16 protein-coding genes are annotated in these 16,635 nt (G+C 67.8%); 7 read left to right on the forward strand and 9 right to left on the reverse strand.

Translation table 11 applies throughout. From position 1 onward, the window contains the following. Positions 1–86 precede the first annotated feature (86 nt). Complete coding sequence (locus tag ACFWY9_RS11900; protein ID WP_378328224.1) at positions 87–2,339, reverse strand: YncE family protein; 2,253 nt, start codon at positions 2,337–2,339, stop codon at positions 87–89. A gap of 545 nt (positions 2,340–2,884) precedes the next feature. Between ACFWY9_RS11900 and ACFWY9_RS11905 the strand changes: the two genes are divergently transcribed. The 6 genes from ACFWY9_RS11905 (at position 2,885) to ACFWY9_RS11930 (ending at position 8,205) form a co-directional block, all read left to right on the forward strand. After that, positions 2,885–3,019: a hypothetical protein gene (locus tag ACFWY9_RS11905; protein WP_378338820.1), complete on the forward strand. Its 135-nt coding sequence runs from the start codon at positions 2,885–2,887 to the stop codon at positions 3,017–3,019. Positions 3,020–3,736: 717 nt separating this feature from the next. Then, the gene (locus ACFWY9_RS11910) at positions 3,737–4,456 is read left to right on the forward strand and encodes a YcnI family protein (protein ID WP_378328226.1); all 720 of its coding nucleotides are present in this window, start codon (positions 3,737–3,739) and stop codon (positions 4,454–4,456) included. A gap of 132 nt (positions 4,457–4,588) precedes the next feature. Continuing rightward, the gene (locus tag ACFWY9_RS11915; protein ID WP_378328227.1) at positions 4,589–5,245 is read left to right on the forward strand and encodes a helix-turn-helix domain-containing protein; all 657 of its coding nucleotides are present in this window, start codon (positions 4,589–4,591) and stop codon (positions 5,243–5,245) included. Positions 5,246–5,262: 17 nt separating this feature from the next. Further along, entirely contained in the window at positions 5,263–6,093 is an 831-nt protein-coding gene (locus tag ACFWY9_RS11920) for a hypothetical protein (protein WP_378338821.1), read from the forward strand. Positions 6,094–6,198: 105 nt separating this feature from the next. Continuing rightward, on the forward strand, positions 6,199–7,038 hold the full coding sequence (locus ACFWY9_RS11925; RefSeq protein ID WP_378338822.1) for a helix-turn-helix domain-containing protein: 840 nt from the start codon (positions 6,199–6,201) through the stop codon (positions 7,036–7,038). Between the two features lie 201 nt (positions 7,039–7,239). After that, complete coding sequence (locus tag ACFWY9_RS11930; RefSeq protein WP_378338823.1) at positions 7,240–8,205, forward strand: PDR/VanB family oxidoreductase; 966 nt, start codon at positions 7,240–7,242, stop codon at positions 8,203–8,205. 486 nt (positions 8,206–8,691) lie between these two features. Here ACFWY9_RS11930 and ACFWY9_RS11935 read toward each other — a convergent pair whose 3' ends face one another. The 8 genes from ACFWY9_RS11935 to ACFWY9_RS11970 form a co-directional block, all read right to left on the reverse strand. Beyond that, positions 8,692–9,294, reverse strand: coding sequence for a DUF6801 domain-containing protein (locus tag ACFWY9_RS11935; protein WP_378328231.1), 603 nt, complete (start codon positions 9,292–9,294; stop codon positions 8,692–8,694). Positions 9,295–9,543: 249 nt separating this feature from the next. Beyond that, a complete protein-coding gene (locus ACFWY9_RS11940; RefSeq protein WP_378338824.1) occupies positions 9,544–10,062 on the reverse strand; it encodes a hypothetical protein in 519 nt (172 codons plus the stop codon). Positions 10,063–10,355: 293 nt separating this feature from the next. Next, positions 10,356–11,006 (reverse strand): hypothetical protein, encoded by a 651-nt coding sequence (locus tag ACFWY9_RS11945; protein ID WP_378328311.1) that lies wholly within the window; start codon positions 11,004–11,006, stop codon positions 10,356–10,358. A 9-nt stretch (positions 11,007–11,015) separates the two neighbouring features. Continuing rightward, a complete protein-coding gene (locus ACFWY9_RS11950) occupies positions 11,016–11,468 on the reverse strand; it encodes a hydrogenase maturation protease (RefSeq protein ID WP_378328233.1) in 453 nt (150 codons plus the stop codon). After that, positions 11,465–12,757, reverse strand: a complete 1,293-nt coding sequence (locus ACFWY9_RS11955; RefSeq protein WP_378328234.1) for a Ni/Fe hydrogenase subunit alpha — start codon at positions 12,755–12,757, stop codon at positions 11,465–11,467. Before ACFWY9_RS11955 ends, ACFWY9_RS11950 begins: the two co-directional genes overlap by 4 nt. Next, positions 12,754–13,512 carry an oxidoreductase gene (locus tag ACFWY9_RS11960; protein ID WP_378328235.1) on the reverse strand — a complete coding sequence of 253 codons (759 nt, stop codon included), beginning with the start codon at positions 13,510–13,512 and terminating at the stop codon, positions 12,754–12,756. Before ACFWY9_RS11960 ends, ACFWY9_RS11955 begins: the two co-directional genes overlap by 4 nt. After that, a complete protein-coding gene (locus tag ACFWY9_RS11965; RefSeq protein ID WP_378328236.1) occupies positions 13,512–14,327 on the reverse strand; it encodes an FAD/NAD(P)-binding protein in 816 nt (271 codons plus the stop codon). The genes ACFWY9_RS11960 and ACFWY9_RS11965 overlap by 1 nt, the downstream gene beginning before the upstream one ends. After that, entirely contained in the window at positions 14,324–15,433 is a 1,110-nt protein-coding gene (locus ACFWY9_RS11970) for a 4Fe-4S dicluster domain-containing protein (protein WP_378328237.1), read from the reverse strand. The genes ACFWY9_RS11965 and ACFWY9_RS11970 overlap by 4 nt, the downstream gene beginning before the upstream one ends. Before the next feature lie 178 nt (positions 15,434–15,611). Between ACFWY9_RS11970 and ACFWY9_RS11975 the strand changes: the two genes are divergently transcribed. Continuing rightward, positions 15,612–16,635: Sua5/YciO/YrdC/YwlC family protein (locus tag ACFWY9_RS11975; RefSeq protein ID WP_378338825.1), on the forward strand; the 1,024-nt coding region annotated here is incomplete at its 3' end.

Below are 16,635 nucleotides of genomic sequence, written 5' to 3' on the forward strand. Positions count from 1 at the left end.
GGTGTGACGCTACACCCGCCCGCCCGGGGCCGCGCGCGCGGGCGGTCCCGCCCCCCCCCCCCCCCACTATCTGCCGGTCCGTCGGGCTAGCAGGCCGACGGGGTGATGGGATTGAGCTGCTGACAGGTCAGCTGGTTCCGCCAGCTACCCTGGTTCTGCTGGGCCCAGCCGTTGTAGACCAGCGGGATCGGCAGCACACCCTGGCCGCCGTAGCCCGCCTTTCCGGCGATCGAACCGTCCATTTTGGTCGTCGCGACCGGATCCAGCATCAGCTGGCCCGCCACCTTCGCGTCGGAGATGTCGCCGTCGTTGTTCGGGTCGACGTCGATGACCTGCATGACGTTGGCGAACTTGTTCGACACGTAGCCGTAGTAGCCACCGCCCTTCTTGGCACCGAAGTTGATGCCGTGGCAGCCCGCCGAGCACGGCAGGTCCTTGACGATCTTGTCGGTCTTCGGGTCGACGACCGAGACCGTCTGTGACAGCACGTTCGCCGCGAGAAGCGCCTTACCGTCCGGCGTCACCGGCAGCTGGATGGTGAGACCACCGAACGGAGCACCGCTCTTCGGCCCGTTCTGCGGGCTGTAGTTCGCCCACAGGTCGATCGATTTGCTGTGCACCTTCTTCCCGTTGTCGTCGCAGGCGTTCGCCGCCAGCGAGACACAGGTGATCGACTCGCCGAGGAAGTCCGCGGTGTAGAACTTCGACGAGTCCGGTGTCATGCTGCTCGCGATCGGGAACTGCCCGGTGGGCTCGGTTTTGACCGTCCCCGTCGGCATGTCGATCACCGACGCGTTGTTGGTCAGGACGTTCGGCGTGACCACCGTCTTGCCGTCGGAACTGGTCCAGTGCGCGTGCGGGTGCCGTACCTCGCCGGTCGGGCTGACCGAGATCTTGCGGAGCACGTTGGTACCGCCCGGGGCCAGCTCGACGATCTCGTTCCCGGCGTTGATGCCGATGACGAGCTTGTCGCTACCGGGTTCGGTCATCACGTGCGCGGGGTTGTGCCCGACCTGCGTGGTCCGGATGAACTGACCGGTCTGGCGGTCGAACACGTCCACCTTGTCGGCAAACCATTCGGTCTGGTACAGGTACTTGTAGTCCTTGTCGGTCCACATGTTGTGCGGATTGTTCATGTTGATCGACGGTGCGCCGATCTTCCGGTCGACTGTCCAGTTGCCTACGTCGACCTTCGTGGCGGAACCGACCTTGTCCTTGCCGTTCCATTCCTCCACTTCGGTGTCGATCCACACTTCCCCGACACCCGGCGTCGCCGGGGGCTGGTTCCCCTTCGGCAGCGTCTTCGGATACGAGAACTTCTTGTCGAAGTAGGCGTCCAGGTTCGGGATCAGCACGGGGTTACCGGCGGCGTCGTACTGCAGGATCGGCACCGGCGGCTGGAACGCGTCGAACGAGTTCTCCGAATCCGCCTTGTACTGCTGCCAGTTCCTCGGGTTGGTGATGTTGAAGAACGTGTTCACCAACCGGTTGACGATGTCGGAGTTCGACGGCACCACGAGGTTCCGCGAGTTGACCTGGATGCTCTTCCCGAAGTCGAGGCCGATGGTGAGTGGGTCGTCGACCACCACCGCGCCCAGCATGTACGGCGTGACCATGTCGGTGAACGCGTACAGGCCCGGCTCGGTCAGCTGGATCGACCGCTCGCCGAAGAACGCGCCCGCGGGGTTCTCGTAGGGAAAGTTCTGCGCACCCGCGGGAGCGATCAGGCCCATCGGGTCACGGATGCCGGTGGATTCCTTCGGGTCCACCACGAAGTTCACCGTCACGGGCGGGCCCTTGACCGCGAACTTCGCCAGATCGTTCAGCGCGCCCTGCAGGTCGACGCCGACCGGCAGGGAGTTGAGGTTGATCGGCTGGTCCGCCGGGAGCACGGCGAGCTTCTCGGCGAACTGGCCGAGCAGCCCCGCGGCCTTGGTGGCCGCGGGCGTCGCCGCCGGGTTGGACGCTCCGATCGACTGGACCGCGGACAAGGTGTTGTCGAGGTTCAGCGCCTTCCAGAGCTGGGTGCCGAGCGCGCCCAGCAGCGGTACCTGCCCGAGGACGTTGCGCACCAGATTGTTCAGCGCGCCACCGAGATCGGAATTGAGCAGGCTGGCCAGCTCGTCACCGGTCTTCAGGCCGCCCAGCGTGCCGAGCCGCGGCATCTCCGCCACGGCCAGCGACTGGTCACCGAACAGGTTGAGCCCGGAGTCGAACCATTTGCCGTTGTCGTCCCTGAGGTGGAAGGTGATCGGCACCGGGCCGACACCGATCGGCTGCTGGGCCGTTGCCGGCGCCGCGGCCACCGCCGAGGCACCGATCGTGATGGCGGCCAACACGGCCACCACCTTGAATCGTGTTCGCCTCACCGGGATTCCCGGCGGAGCTGGAGCGGACATGGATTTCCTTTCTCTCTTATGGCGGGGAGGTCAGGCATCGACAGCGCTTGACCGAACGAAGGAAAGTGAATCACGAACCCTGGTCAACGCGGGACCAAGGCTTGTTACGAGGTGATGAAATCTATTTCCTCGCGCAGAATCCGACGGTGAGACAAGTGGAGATAATTGCCAAAGAAGGGTCTTCATTAAATGTTTCTCAGTTGCCGGCGAGAAGCTTGAGCACCGTGCAGAGCAGAGAGGAGACCACGTCGTCCGGTGTACAGAGGGGCGCGGGAGCGAGTGGCGGGACAGGGTCCGTCGGGGCGGGGGCCGGTGGCATCGTGGGGTCCGGCGGCACGGGTGACCGCGTGGGGCCGGACGGCGCGGACGACACGGGCGGCGATGGTGATTCCGTTGACACAGGAGGACTTTCACGGCTCGGCGAGCTCGGCGTTGTGGACGGCGGCGCACCGACCGGGGCGTCGATATCGCGCCCCGCACCCGTCGTGACGGGCGGGAAAGCGCTCACCGGAATCGGGCCGGATGGCGCGACGGGAACCGGATTCGCCGGCGACACCGGGCCGGCGTTCTCGGCGGGCGGTGCGGCGGCGGGCGGCGGCACCAGGACCTCGGCCACCTGAATTCCGGAGTCGCCGGCCATTCCCCTCAGCACGACTCCCAAAGACCAGACACACGACACCGCTGCCAGCAGAGCCGCCCCGTACGTCGCGACTTTGCCAGGCGCGGTCCTCATCGGCGGCCGCCGAACTCCATCAGTGGACACGGGTCGATTTTTCACACCTTTCCCTCGGACGCTCGTGCGGAAATTGTTCCAGCGGACGGTCATCATGGCATGACAGGAGGAAAGCTGACCAGAGCACGCCGGGCAGCCTCACCGCACTGCCGAACATTTTCCTTCATCTCGGCGAAACACGAGATTTTTCGACATATCCCCAGCGTGCGCACGCACCCTCGACAATTGTGGTTACAGTGGCACCCGGAACACCTCCCATAGCCCGGATGATGCTCCTCGACGCAAATAGGTTACTCGCCCGATCGAGTGAACGGAGCGAGTATCACGGCGGTGAAGTGCTCAAACCCCGCCAAAATGGATCACCACTACGAGCCGCTGTGTGTTACCTTAGCCGGGACGGCATACGATGCACCGTATCGCCTTCCCGGAAAGTCACAGCCAGGAAAATCTTGGGCCGCCTTCCTGCAATGAACAGGCAACAGACGCGTAATCAGTCGATTACACATGTTCGCTTTATTGTTCGAACCCGGTTCCGCTCGGTGTCCCGGTGGTTACTCGGCGATTACCCGCCCTGGTGTGCCGACAATCTCGAGGAAGGACAGTCATGCGAGCACCGCGTTCCCGGTGGTCCCGTCGCATCACGGTGGTCGTGTTCACCGGTGCGGCCGCTACGTTCGCCTGTCAGCCCATCGCCTCCGCCCACATCTCGGTCAGTCCGGACAGCACTCCGGCAGGGGTTCCGGCAGTGCTCTCCTTCCGAGTGCCCAGCGAACGCGACGACGTGACCACCACACGCCTCGAGGTGACCTTCCCCGCCGACCATCCGCTTGGCTCCGTGGTCCCCCGGACACTGCCGGGCTGGAAGATCGAAGTGCGGAAGCAGACGACCACTCAGCGGGCTGAATCCGCCCACGCCGACGAGATGACCGATGGCACGGTGTCGTCGATCGTGTGGGAAAGCGGTGTCATACCGGCCGGAACGTTCGAGGACTTCCCGGTCCGGATCGCGAAGATGCCCGGCTCGGGCACACTCGGCTTCGTCGTCCGGCAAACCTATTCCGACGGCCAGACGATTCTCTGGTCCGATCCCGTACGCCAAGGACAGCCCGAGCCGGCACATCCCGCACCCACCGTCACGGTGGAGCCGCCGACCTCCGCCACAGCACCGGAGAAGTCCACTTCGGACACACCGGCGCGCATGCTCGGAGGTGCCGGTCTCGCCGCCGGGTTCGCAGCCGCGGCCGCGGCAGTCCTGCGAAGGCGTCCGGTGCACGAGGCGCGGATGACCGACGTGGCAGGGGAACCGGACGTCACGCGATCGTAGCCGCGCCACCGCTGTCTTCGACAGGCCGAGCAGACCGTCGTACGGGTACCCGGCGGTGCCCGAGAACCAAAAGGGGTGGCACAGGTGAACACTCAGCGCCGATCGGGCACGGTCGATGCCAGGAGCCTTGCGGTGGACGAGTTGGAGAAGCTCAGGCGACAGGCGGTCGCCGCCGTCCGGTCCGGCGTTTCGCAGACTCAGGTGGCACGCTCGTTCGGGGTGTCGCGAAAGGCGGTCGGCAGCTGGGTGCGCTCCTACCGGACCGGTGGCGAGCCCGCTCTCCGTCCGCAGACACGCGGCAGGCGGGCTGGTGAGCGCCTCGCGCTTTCCTGGCCGCAACAGACCCGGATACTCACCGTCATCGCGAGTGGAACACCCGACGACCTCGGGCTTCCCTATCTACTGTGGACACGGAGAGCGGTCACGGACCTGATCCGCCGCGAGTTCGGCGTCTCGCTCGCGGGATCCACGATCGACCACTACCTGATTCGCTGGGAGCTGATCAGGAGGGAGGGCGTGTTCACGCGGTGGTGTGACTGCCCACCCGGAGCGCTCCTGGTGACCTGGACTCATCCTCGATCGGCGACCGAAGCCGGTCACGGCCACGCACTGGTCGCGCTCAGCGATCGTGGCCTGTTGCATTTCCTCGCCGGGGAACGGCCGTTCACCCCGGACGCACTCATCGAGTTCAGAAGGCGGTTACGGGTGCAACTCTCCCGGGAAGTCCGGCTGCTCGCCCGAGAGTGGCCCGACGCTCATGCGGCCTTGACCGGATGCTGGTCGAACTGAACCGGAGAGGAAGTCACATGCGAGGACGACATTTTCTCGCCGTGAGCGCGGTGACACTGATTTGCCTGATCGACGCCCCGATAGCCGCGGCCGAACCCGTGACCGCACCGAATTGTTCGAGCACCGTCGAGGGCACGCCGGGACAACCGGTCCTGCTGGACCCGGCGTCGGTGGCCGAACCGGTGGTGCGAGCGCTCGCGGAGCTGGATCCGCTCGGCCTGCTGACGCCCGCCTTTCGCACGGCGTGGGCGGGCACGGCGCCCATCCCGGTCGGCACTGTGCCCGATGGGCGGGCCGAGGTCACGGGGACCCGGATCGCCGACGCGGTCATCGCACGGCTCGGCGATATCGCGGTGCTGGGCCCGGTACTCCGGCCGCTCGGCTCCGCCGTGCGGAACACGCTCGCCTCGGTGTGCGTCATCCTGCTCCGCGCCACGCGCCCGCCGCTCCCGGACGGGACCACTCCCCCTGTTCCCGCCCCCGCCGGACCTGGTGGCGGCGACGGCGGGAACCCGGCCGCCGGCGGAGCGGTCACAGCCGGAGGCGGTTTGCGCCTGCCGCAGCCGGACGCGGGGACCGGCGCGGTCTTCGGCTCGCTGCCGGCGGAGCCGACGCCGGGCGCCGCCCTGTTCCCGATGACCACCGGTGGTGTGCCGGGCTCGCCCGAAATCCCGGCGCCGGCGGCGGCCTCGGCGCCGTCGCGTCCCGTCATCGGCTCCGCGGAGACGCTGCCGGTGAAGGAGGACGAACTCTTCCCCGCCGCACTGGCCGCACTCATCTCGCTCAGCATTGTCAGCGCGTTTTTCGCACGCAGGTGCGCATTGAGCCCGCGACACCGATCCCGTTAATCGAGCGGTAACGAACCCGCCGGATCCAGCGGTCACCGGTGACGATTCGTTTACGCGAAGATATCCGGCGCAGACCGGATTTTCGCCACAATTCGGGGCTTGAACATGGCCGGTAGTGACGCACGGAGCCTGTCCGCGGAAGCCTTGGAAGAGCTCCGCCGACGTGCCGTCGCGGCAGTCGAGGCAGGGGGCACCCGAGCCGCTGTCGCGCGTCTTCTCGGAGTGTCCAGAAAGACGGTCGGGGCCTGGGTGTCGTCCTATCAGCGCCTGGGCGACGAGGCGTTCCGCCCGAAACGGCGAGGCCGGCGTCCCGGGGAGCAGTACGCCCTCACCCCTGCCCAGCAGGCCTGGACGGTACGGACCATTGTGGATGGTCGTCCGGACCGTCACGGCCTGCCGCATCGCCTGTGGAACCGGCAGGCGATCGCCGAGCTGATCAACCGGGAGTTCGGCGTCCTGATCAGCACCACGACGGTTTCGCAGTACCTGGTCCGCTGGGGGCTGATCGAGGAATCACGGCTAATGGACCTGATGCGCGGCCGCGTCACCGAGATCGCACCCCGCCAGCGCACGCCGATACGCGGCGACGAGTGGCTGAGCGACGCCGACGCGGTCTGGGTCGCCTGGACCAGACCGCACCAGCCGCCGGATTCCGGGCCTGGCCCGGTCACGAGCGGACAGAACCTGATGACCGGTTTCCGTGACTACTTCGGCGACGTCAACGTCCTCCTCGCGATGTCGACGCGCGGCACGATGTTCTTCCAGGCCCAGCAGGGACCGTTCGACGCGGACCAGGCAGGCGAGTTCCTCCGGCACCTGATGGCCCAGTTCGCCCGTGGACTCAACGTCGTCGTGTGCGTCTGGCCCCGGGACCACTACGCGATACTCCGCCTGTGGTCACGCAGCGACCTCGGCCGGGTTTCGTTCCGGTTCACGCTCGGCTGAGCGCGGCATGCGCGAGCATCGCACTTTCCGGTATTATTTCCCCGAAAATGGAAGGTATTTGCCTTCACCACCATCGAGAATCTCACCGGATCAACCGAGCAACGTGAGAATCGCGATACAGGGAAGTGACATTCGAGTCACCCGCCTGTTTTGGCAAGAGGTTTTACTTCTCCTGGAACGATATGGACGAGCGGGAGAGTCATGACCGTCAACTCACTTGCCCAGACCGAAATCGACCTCGAGGTTCTGTTGGCACGCAAGGAAACGATCGCGGACGACGTGGTCCAGCTGACCTTCCGGCACCCTGCAGGAGAGCCGTTGCCGCCGTGGCGGCCCGGCGCGCACGTCGACCTCGTGCTCCGCCCCGGCCTGGTGCGGCAGTACTCGCTCTGCGGGAATCCCGGCGATCGTTCCACGCTGCAGGTGGCCGTGCTCCGTGAACGTGCCGGCCGGGGCGGCTCCGAGTTCGTGCACGACGACCTCCGCGCCGGCGATCTGGTCCGGATCCGTGGGCCGCGCAACCATTTCCCGCTCGTGGCCGCGAAGCGGTATCTGTTCATCGCGGGCGGCATCGGAATAACACCTATCGTCCCGATGATCGCGGCCGTGGACGAGGCGAGTGCCGAATGGCAGCTGATGTACGGCGGGCGCACGCGCTCGTCAATGGCATTCCATGAGGAACTCGGCCAAAAGTACGGGGATCGCGTGACCATCTGCCCGCGTGAGGAAACCGGCCTGCCCGAGCTGTCGGAACTGTTCGCCGACGCGCCCGACGGCACCAGTGTGTACTGCTGCGGACCCGAAGCCCTGCTGGCCGATGCCGAGCGGTGCCACGCGGTGCGGTCCTCCGTCGACCTGCACCTGGAGCGGTTCTCACCCCGGGAAAGCAACGGCCCCGGCACCAGTTTCGACGTCGAACTCGCGCGCTCGGGGATCACGCTGACGGTGCCGACCGGCCGCTCGATCCTCGAGGCGCTCGAGGACGCCGGAGTGCTCGTGCCATCCTCCTGTCAGGAAGGCGTCTGCGGAACGTGCGAGACGGCGGTGCTCGAGGGTGTCCCCGAGCACCGGGACTCGGTGCTCACCGAGGAAGAACGGGCTGCGAACGACACGATGATGATCTGTGTGTCCCGTGCGTGCGGACGTCGGCTCCTCCTGGACCTCTAGTACTCCAGCCGCACTTCGTGATTGATAATGTGTCTTCGCTGGTAGTGGGCTTGTTGGGCTCGGTGCTGATGGCGTCGGCGCCGGTGTGACCAGGCGCAGGTTACGAGGCGGTCGAGCGGCCCGGCGCCGCACTGTCCATTGAGGACATGGCCGGGGTGTTCGGCCGCTGTGGCCGGGTCACCTCGCGAACAGGGTGCGGACGAAGGCGGTGGTGTCCGGCAGTGCGGCGGCCGGTGTGCCGCGGTGGTCGTCGCGCCCGTCGCCACACCCGCCATGAGGGCCGCCACCAGTGTGACTCGCCGGAAGGATCTGAGCATCATTTCCCTTTCTCGCGTCGGCGCTCCTTACTGTCTGATGTGGACAGTAAGGAGCGCTGATCACTGTCCGGCCACCGTGGAGCGAGCGTTCTTCGCCGTCACCTGCCGACGACGGCAGTGTGGTGGGACACTTCGGCGAAGCGCCCCACCACACCGGAGTTCCGTTCGGTCAGCCGATCTGGGTGCTGCCGAGCAGGGTGTCCTGGCTCGGCGGGTCCAGCTCGAGGTTGACGTCGAACTCACCGAGCGCGCTGTCGGTCTTGACGTGCGAGGTGGCCTTCGGGTCGACGTTGATCTTCGCCTCACCGGCTGGGGTGCCCTTCGGCACGGTGAACTTCACAGCGCCGTGCGCCTTGAAGGTCAGCGGCCCCTGCGGCGGCACCTGGGTGTCCGGGATCGGCAGCTCGATGGCGATCGGGACGGACTGGCCGCCGCTCAGGGTGGCCTTGATCGCGGACTTGATGGTGCCGGACAGGTTCTTGGTGCCGATCAGCCGCAGGCCGTCACCGGCGGCGGCACCGGCGTCGACGTCCAGGTTGAACGGTACGTCGAGTGCCTCGCCCGCCTTGACGTTCTTCGGGATGTCCGCGTGCACGACGACTTTCACCGGCTGCGCGCCGATGATCGGGAACTCGCCCTTGTAGGTCAGTTCCTTGTCCGCGGCGCTGGCCATCCCGGCGCCGAACACTCCTACGGTGACCGCTGCGACGGCGGCGATGATGCCTGCCCTCGCCACGGGACGCACGGCGGCTTTCAGCATGGCTGAGGTCATTTCCGGCCCTTTCTTCTTTGAAGGAACACAGAGAATGGGAAAGTGTGGCCGCGATCCGGATGACCGACCGCCCACTGACGGGAACACTAAGGTGTTGCCGATTTACGGACAAGGGTCGCAGACGGTGTCCGGCAGACAAGACCGATAATTATCACGCGTACACGAATCATCGAATGCCGAATTATTACGCGGGTGATCATCGGCGTGGACGACGCGCTCTTCGGGAGCGAAATATGAGCCGAGTTCATCTTACTCGCGTTTTCTTCCCTCGTGAAGTGCCCGGCTGCCGAACCGCGTTTTAGGCCGGACCAGGGCTTCGGTGACGATCCTGGCGGTCTTCGCCGGGGCGGGGAAGGCGGCGGTCAGGTTGGCGGGGCCGAGGCGGACGACGACGGTGTCCGAGCCGGGGTCGATCTGGAGGATCTGGCCGCCGAGGCCGAGTGCCCAGTACATGTCCCGCGGGGCCGACGGGACGAGCTGGGTGTGCGGGGCTTTCGCACTGTCCTCGCGGGTCATGGAGTGCTGCACGGTGGCGACGGGACCGAGCCGGTTGAGCCACCAGAGGTATCCGTAGGCGGCGCTGATGTCCTGCGAGGGCTTTCCGGTGGCGTCGGCGACCCACTGCGCGGGCACGACCTGGGTGTCGTTCCACTGTCCCTTGCGCAGGAAGAGATAGCCGAAGCGGGCCATGTCCTGGCAGGTCGACTGCAGGCCCATGAACGCGTTGATGTTGCCCGCCTGGTCCTGGGTCATGTTCGAGTGCCTCATGCCCAGCGGGTCGAGGAGTTTCTTCCTGGCGTAGTCGACGGGCTTGTCGCCGGTGGCGGCCGGAGTCGTTGCTCAGCAGGTCCTTCACCGTGACGTCGGCCGACGGTGTTCCGGTCCAGACGGGAATGTAGCGCGATTCCCCCACAGCACCCCCGTGGTCGCTGTCTGCCAAGACCACATCCACGCCTACTTCACCGAGCCGTCCTATGTGGACCGATACGAGAACGTCGCCGACCGCCTGACACAGCGTGCGCTCCGCGAGTGAAACTCCCGTGCCCACATCAGCGAAGCACTCACCAAACTGGACAAGACCCGACAACATCACCATGCAGCGCCCACCACATGACCAGGCGTTCGGAGAAGCCTTGGTGGCACGCATCGGTGACCTCATCGAAGAGTACGACGCGGTCCACGTCACCATGCTGACATGGCGCCCGGTATCGACCAACCGCAGCCACCCGAAAGAAAGCGAAAAGTGAAGGAGCGCAATGGAAATGATCGTCGTCGGCGATACGGTCGATGGTGAGGCGAACGATTCGGCTGAGGTGCTGCCCGAACAGGATAACCAGGCTGCCACCGACGCGAATGTCCAGCGGGATAGTGCCGTCGTGCCAGAGCCGGTGCAGCAGGCTCCAGCGTTCGTCGGCTTCGAGGGCCCGGTAGCCGGTGGTGTTTTTCGGGCGGACGGGAACCTCCACCTTCGACACCAAGCGGCGTTCGGTTGCCCAGCAAAGGAAATGCCGAGCCTCGTAACGCATACTGCCGCCGGTGGTCACCCACCGATCGATGACGTTCTGGTCAAGGGCGCCGAGGGTGAGTTCTTGGTCGTCGTGCTCGCCAACAAAGCGATGGCGACGAACTGGGCACACGTTCACCTCGCCGTCGCCATCGCCGCACTCGACGAAGCCACCACACCGCCCTGCAGCTAAGCTCGCCGCGGCCACCCTGACAGTTCAGCGCAGCAGGGCCCGGATCGCCTTGGTCACCGCGGGAACCGCCTCGGTGACCGTCGGGGAGAGCCCTACGCCGAGGTCCAGGTTCGCGGCTTCGACGGCGAAGACGATCAGCTCGCCGGGCACGCGACCGAGTGCCGCGCCGAGCCGGACGGCGTCCGGGATGCCCAGGGCGTGTGAGCTCGCGGCGCCGCGCCCGGGTGGCTGTCCGTCCACTGTGGATTTCCAGATCCGGCCGGGGGTGCTCGGTTCGCAGAGCACGGCATCGACCACGATCGCGAGGTCGGCATCGGTCCAGGCATCGAGCAGGGCGGCGGGTTCGCCGTCGCAGATCGTCGTGGTGACGCCCGGGATCGGGTCACTGCCGAGCTCGGTGACGACGGCGAGGCCGACGCCGTCGTCGTGGCGGTATTCGTTGCCGACGCCGATCACCACCACGCGACGCGGTGTCATCGGCCCTCCAGCCGCAGGTCGAGGAAGTGGGCCGAGCAGGAGATGCACGGGTCGTAGTTGCGGATCGTGCGCTCGCACAGCGCGGTGAGTTCGGGATCGGGGAGGTCGAGGTTCGCGCCGACGACCCGGCGCAGGTCGTCCTCGATCGCGGCCTGGTTCTGGGAAGTGGGCGGGATGATCGTCGCGGAACGGATCAGGCCGTCGGCGTCGAGTTCGTAGCGGTGGTAGAGGGTGCCTCGCGGCGCTTCGCTGATTCCGTGGCCGATTCCCGCTTGCGCGGGAACGTCGACAGCCGGGCGCGGGGGTCGCTCGTAGGCGTCGATGATCCGCAAGGCTTCGTCGATCGCATAGACCAGTTCGACACCACGGACCAGCAGACTGCGGAACGGGTTGCGGCACACCGGCCCCAGCCCGGCCTCGGTGGCGGCCTGGCGGGCGGTCTCGGAGAGTTCGGCGGAGTTCAGGGTGTAGCGGGCCAGTGGTCCGGTGAGATACCGATGGCCGTCGAGGGCCGCTTGCAACGCGGTGGAGTGCGGGACCTGGTTCTCCACGACGTGCCGGGAGAACTCGGCGGGGGCGAACGCGGCGCCGGACGTCGAGTGGAGGACGCCGTCGGCGATCGCGTACCGGCCGGGTTCGCGGGCGGCGAGGAAGTCGTGCTCGAGTTCCAGGTCGGGGAACTCGAAGCCGGCGGTCCAGCGCACGGTGCCGAGCGCGTCGTCAAGGGCTCGGCGCAGGGTTTCGGCCAGCGGCCGCAGCTCGGCGCGGGCCGGTAACGAGTAGAAGCCGCCGACGCGGACGTTGACCGGGTGGATCGCCCGGCCGCCGATGGTCTCCAGCAGGGTGTTGCCCGCCTTCTTCAGCGCCAGGCCGCGTTCGACGACGTCACGGTGCCGGGTGGCGAGGCTGACCGCGTCGGGATGGCCGAGGAAGTCGGGTGCGTGCAGCAGGTAGATGTGCAGGGCGTGGCTGGAAATCCATTCGCCGCAGTAGAGGAGTCGGCGCACTTCGGCGAGCGCGGGATCGAGGGTGACGCCGCAGGCCTGTTCGATCGCGTTGCAGGCGCTGGTCTGGTACGCGACCGGGCAGATGCCGCAGATCCGCGCGGTGATGTCGGGCGGTTCGGTGTGGGCGCGGCCGCGCAGGAACGCCTCGAAGAACCGCGGTGGCTCGTAGATGTTCAACTCGGCCCGCTCCACGCGACCGTCCTCGACGATCACCCGCAAGGCACCTTCGCCTTCGACCCGTGCGAGCGAACTGACCCGCAGTTGCCTGCTGCGGTGGCTCATCCCTGTCCCCCTCCGCGGTGGGTTTCGGTCACGGTGAACGTGCTGAACACGCGGTCCACGTCGTCGCCGGACATGCCACGCGAGCGCAGGAGCGGGATCAATACCGGGGTGTTCGGCTTCGCCATCGGCCCGAAGCAGCCGAAGCAGCCGCGACGCACCGACGGGCAGAGCGCGCCGCAGCCCGCCCTGGTGACCGGCCCGAGGCATGGCGTGCCCTCGGCGACCAGGACGCAGCTCAGGCCGCGGCGTTTGCATTCGGTGCACACACTGGTGCCGGGCAGATCCGGCTTGCGCCCGGCCAGCAGTGCGCTGAGGGTTTCGAGCAGTTGCCCGCGATCGATCGGGCAGCCGTGCAGTTCGTGGTCCACCGGGACGTGGGCGGCGATCGGTGTCGAGGTGGCGAGCGTGTCGATGTACTCGGGGTTGGCGTAGACGACGGAAGCGAACTCGTTGACGTCGGCGAAGTTGCGCAGTGCCTGGACACCACCCGCCGTGGCACACGCGCCGATCGTCACGAGCACCTTCGACTCCTCGCGCACCCGCCGGATACGCCGCAGATCCGCTTGCGTGGTAATGGATCCTTCGACGAGTGACACGTCGTAGGGCCCCGGAAGCACCTCGCTGGACGCTTCCAGGAAATGGGCGATCCGTACTCGATCGGCCAGTGCGAGGAGCTCGTCCTCGCAGTCCAGCAAGGTCAGCTGGCAGCCGTCGCAGGAGGCGAACTTCCAGACGGCGAGCGTCGGCTTTCCCATCACAGCTCCTTCACCGCCAGCAGTGGGCCGGCGACCGTGTAGTCCACCACCGGGCCGTCACGGCAGACCAGCAGCGGGCCGAGCTGGCAGTGACCGCACAACCCGATGCCGCATTTCATCGACCGTTCCAGGGAAACCCGGATGGCCTTCGGGGGAATTCCTTTGTCCAGCAGGATTTCCGCGCAGAACCACATCATCGGCTCGGGGCCGCACAGGAAGGTGCGGGTCCGCTCCGGTTCGAGACTGAGCCCGGACAGTGGTTCGGTCACGAAGCCGACCGGCCCGGTCCAGCCCGGCGCCGGGCGGTCGATCGTGCGCACGAGCTCGACGTCGTGCCGCCCGGCCCACGCGTCGAGTTCGCGCGGGAACAGGAAGTCCTCGGGTGTACGGGCACCGGCGACCACGATCACCCGCCGGTAGTCGCCCCGGTGCGCGAGCGCGTCGAGCAGCACCGGACGCAGCGGGCACAGTCCGGCCCCGCCCGCGACGATGACGACGTCGTTCCCGGCCGCGTCCTCGATGTCCCAGCTGGTCCCGAACGGCCCGCGGACGCCGAGCACCGTGCCTGGCGTCATGGCGTGCAGCGCGCGGCTCACCGCGCCGACCGCGCGGATCGTGTGCGCGGGACCCGGTCCGCTGACCGAGATCGCCACCTCCCCGACGCCGTGGGCGTAGAGCATCATGAACTGCCCGAGCCGCGCTGGAGGCAGCGGCGCGGCGACCGGTTCCAGCCGCAGGGTGACCGAATCGGCCGTCTCGACGGCACGCGCGGCCACCCGGTACGGCGTCGGGATCATCGGTTCGGCGCACGTCATCGCGCGCCCCCTGCCAGCTTCGCCGCCTCTTCGGTGATGTCGATGCCCGCCGGGCACCAGGCGATGCACCGTCCACAACCGACACACCCGGAGCCGCCGAACTGCTCGTGCCAGGTGCCGAGCTTGTGGCTGAACCACTGCCGGTACCTGCTCGAACCAGACGTGCGGACGCTGCCGCCGTGTACGTAGGAGAAGTCGAGCTCGAAGCAGGAAACCCAGCGCTGCCACCGTTCCGCGTGGTCGCCGGTCAGCTCCGTGACGTCTTCGGTGGTGGTGCAGAAGCAGGTCGGGCACACCATGGTGCAGTTGGCGCAGGTGAGACAACGGCTCGCGATCTCCTCCCACTGCGGGGATTCGCGCGCGTCGCGGATCACCGCCGGGAGATCGGCGTCGGGCATCGCCCTGCCCATGCGCCCGGCGGCCGCGGCGACGTCCTTGCGTGCCGCAGTCACCTCCGCCGACGCGGCCGTGATGGTGGGCACGTGGCCCAGGATCCGGGCGCCCTCATCGGTCGCCACGTCGACGAGGAAGCGGTGCCCGGCGTCGTCGAGGCGTTCGGTCAGGGCGAGGTCGTAGCCGGGCCCGGCGGCGGGCCCTGTGCCCATCGACGCGCAGAAGCACAGCTCCCCCGGCTCGGTGCAGTTCACCGCGACGACGAACAACGACCGGCGGCGTCGCGCGTACGAGCCGTCGGGGTGCCGCCCGGCACCGAGCACCTTGTCGAGCGCGGCGATCGCCGCGAGGTCGCAGCCACGCACGCCGAGGAACGCGTACTTCGGTGCCTCGTCCGGCGCGGGGGTGAAGACGCCGTCGCGATCGGCGTCGAACAGCTTACGGCGCGGTGGGTGCAAGTAGCGTTTCCACGACTGCGGGCCCGCCGAATGGCCGAACACCGCCGCGTCGTCACGGCGGCGCAGGCGATAGTGTCCCGGGCCGGTGGTGACGCCCCAGCCCGCGGGAAGTTGCCTGCCCGAGGTGAGTTCGTCCAGCACGATCGCGGTGTCTCGCACGGTCGGCCCGATCACCCGGTACCCCGCGCCGATCAGCACGTCGACAAGGCCGTCCAGTCCTGCCCGATCCAGTATCGCCGGTTCCCGGCTCGTCATGGCCCACCTCCGGTTCCACTGAACCGAGGGCGCGGCGGTCCGCCCTAGGGCCGAAGGTCACCGGCAGCCCGCCGACCCGGGAATAGGGACCAAAGACTCCACGCGCGGTACGTCCTGCCCTGTCCGTACCGGACCGGCGGACGGCACCGTGGTGATCGGCGAACGGGTGGGAGGTGGCATGGAGATCCGGCCGGAGCCTGGGAAGCGCCGGGCACTCGTCGAGGTGCGCGGAACCGTGCAGGGCGTCGGCTTCCGCCCGTTCGTCTACCGCCTCGCCGAGCGGTTCGGTATCGACGGCGACGTGCGCAACGCGGGTGGATACGTCGTGATCCGCGCCCAGGCCCCGGACCCCCGGCTCGCCGGGTTCGTCGAAGCGCTCACCGGTTCCGCCCCGGCGCAGGCGAAGGTCACCGGAGTCGACGTGGCGCCGCTGCCCGGGGAAGTCGTGCTCCTGCCGGGCTTCCGGGTCGTCGAGAGCGTCCGGGGCCGCGCGGCCGCTCCCGAGGTGCCGCCCGACCTCGCGACCTGCCCGGAGTGCGTGCGGGAGCTGTTCGACCCGGCCGACCGCCGCTACCGCTACCCGTTCCTGAACTGCACCGCCTGCGGCCCGCGGGCCACCATCATCGAAAGGCTCCCCTACGACCGGGTGAGCACCGCGATGCGGGCGTTCCCGCTGTGCCCGGCCTGCGAAGCGGAGTACCGCGATCCCGCGGACCGCCGGTTCCACGCCGAGCCGATCGCCTGTCCGGAGTGCGGACCGCGGCTCTCGTGGTTCCCGGGCCCGACGGCGACCGCGCACCGAGAGGATGCCCTTGCCCAGGCCTGCCAGGTCATCGACGGCGGCGGTCTTGTCGCGGTCAAGGGCCTCGGCGGCTACCAGCTGGTGTGCGACGCCGGCGACGATCGGGCCGTACGGCGGCTTCGAGAGGTCAAGCCCCGGCCGTCGAAACCGCTGGCGGTCATGGTGCCGGACCTGTCCACGGCCCGTCATCTGTCCTTTGTGGACAAGGCGGCCGAGCGCCTGCTGACCTCCGCCGCCGCGCCGATCGTCCTGCTGCCCCTGCGCGAGGACGCGGCCCTCTCCCCCGGGATCGCGCCGGGGCTCCGCGAGGTGGGGGGGGTAGATGCCCCCACCCCCGGGGGCCAGCATCTGCTGGGCCGCCCCGGCCCCCCCCGCGGTGGGAGAAACCGCTCACCCGGCG

Origin of the sequence: Amycolatopsis sp. NPDC059027, from assembly GCF_042739735.1 — a bacterium.
Taxonomy (GTDB): Bacteria; Actinomycetota; Actinomycetes; order Mycobacteriales; family Pseudonocardiaceae; genus Amycolatopsis.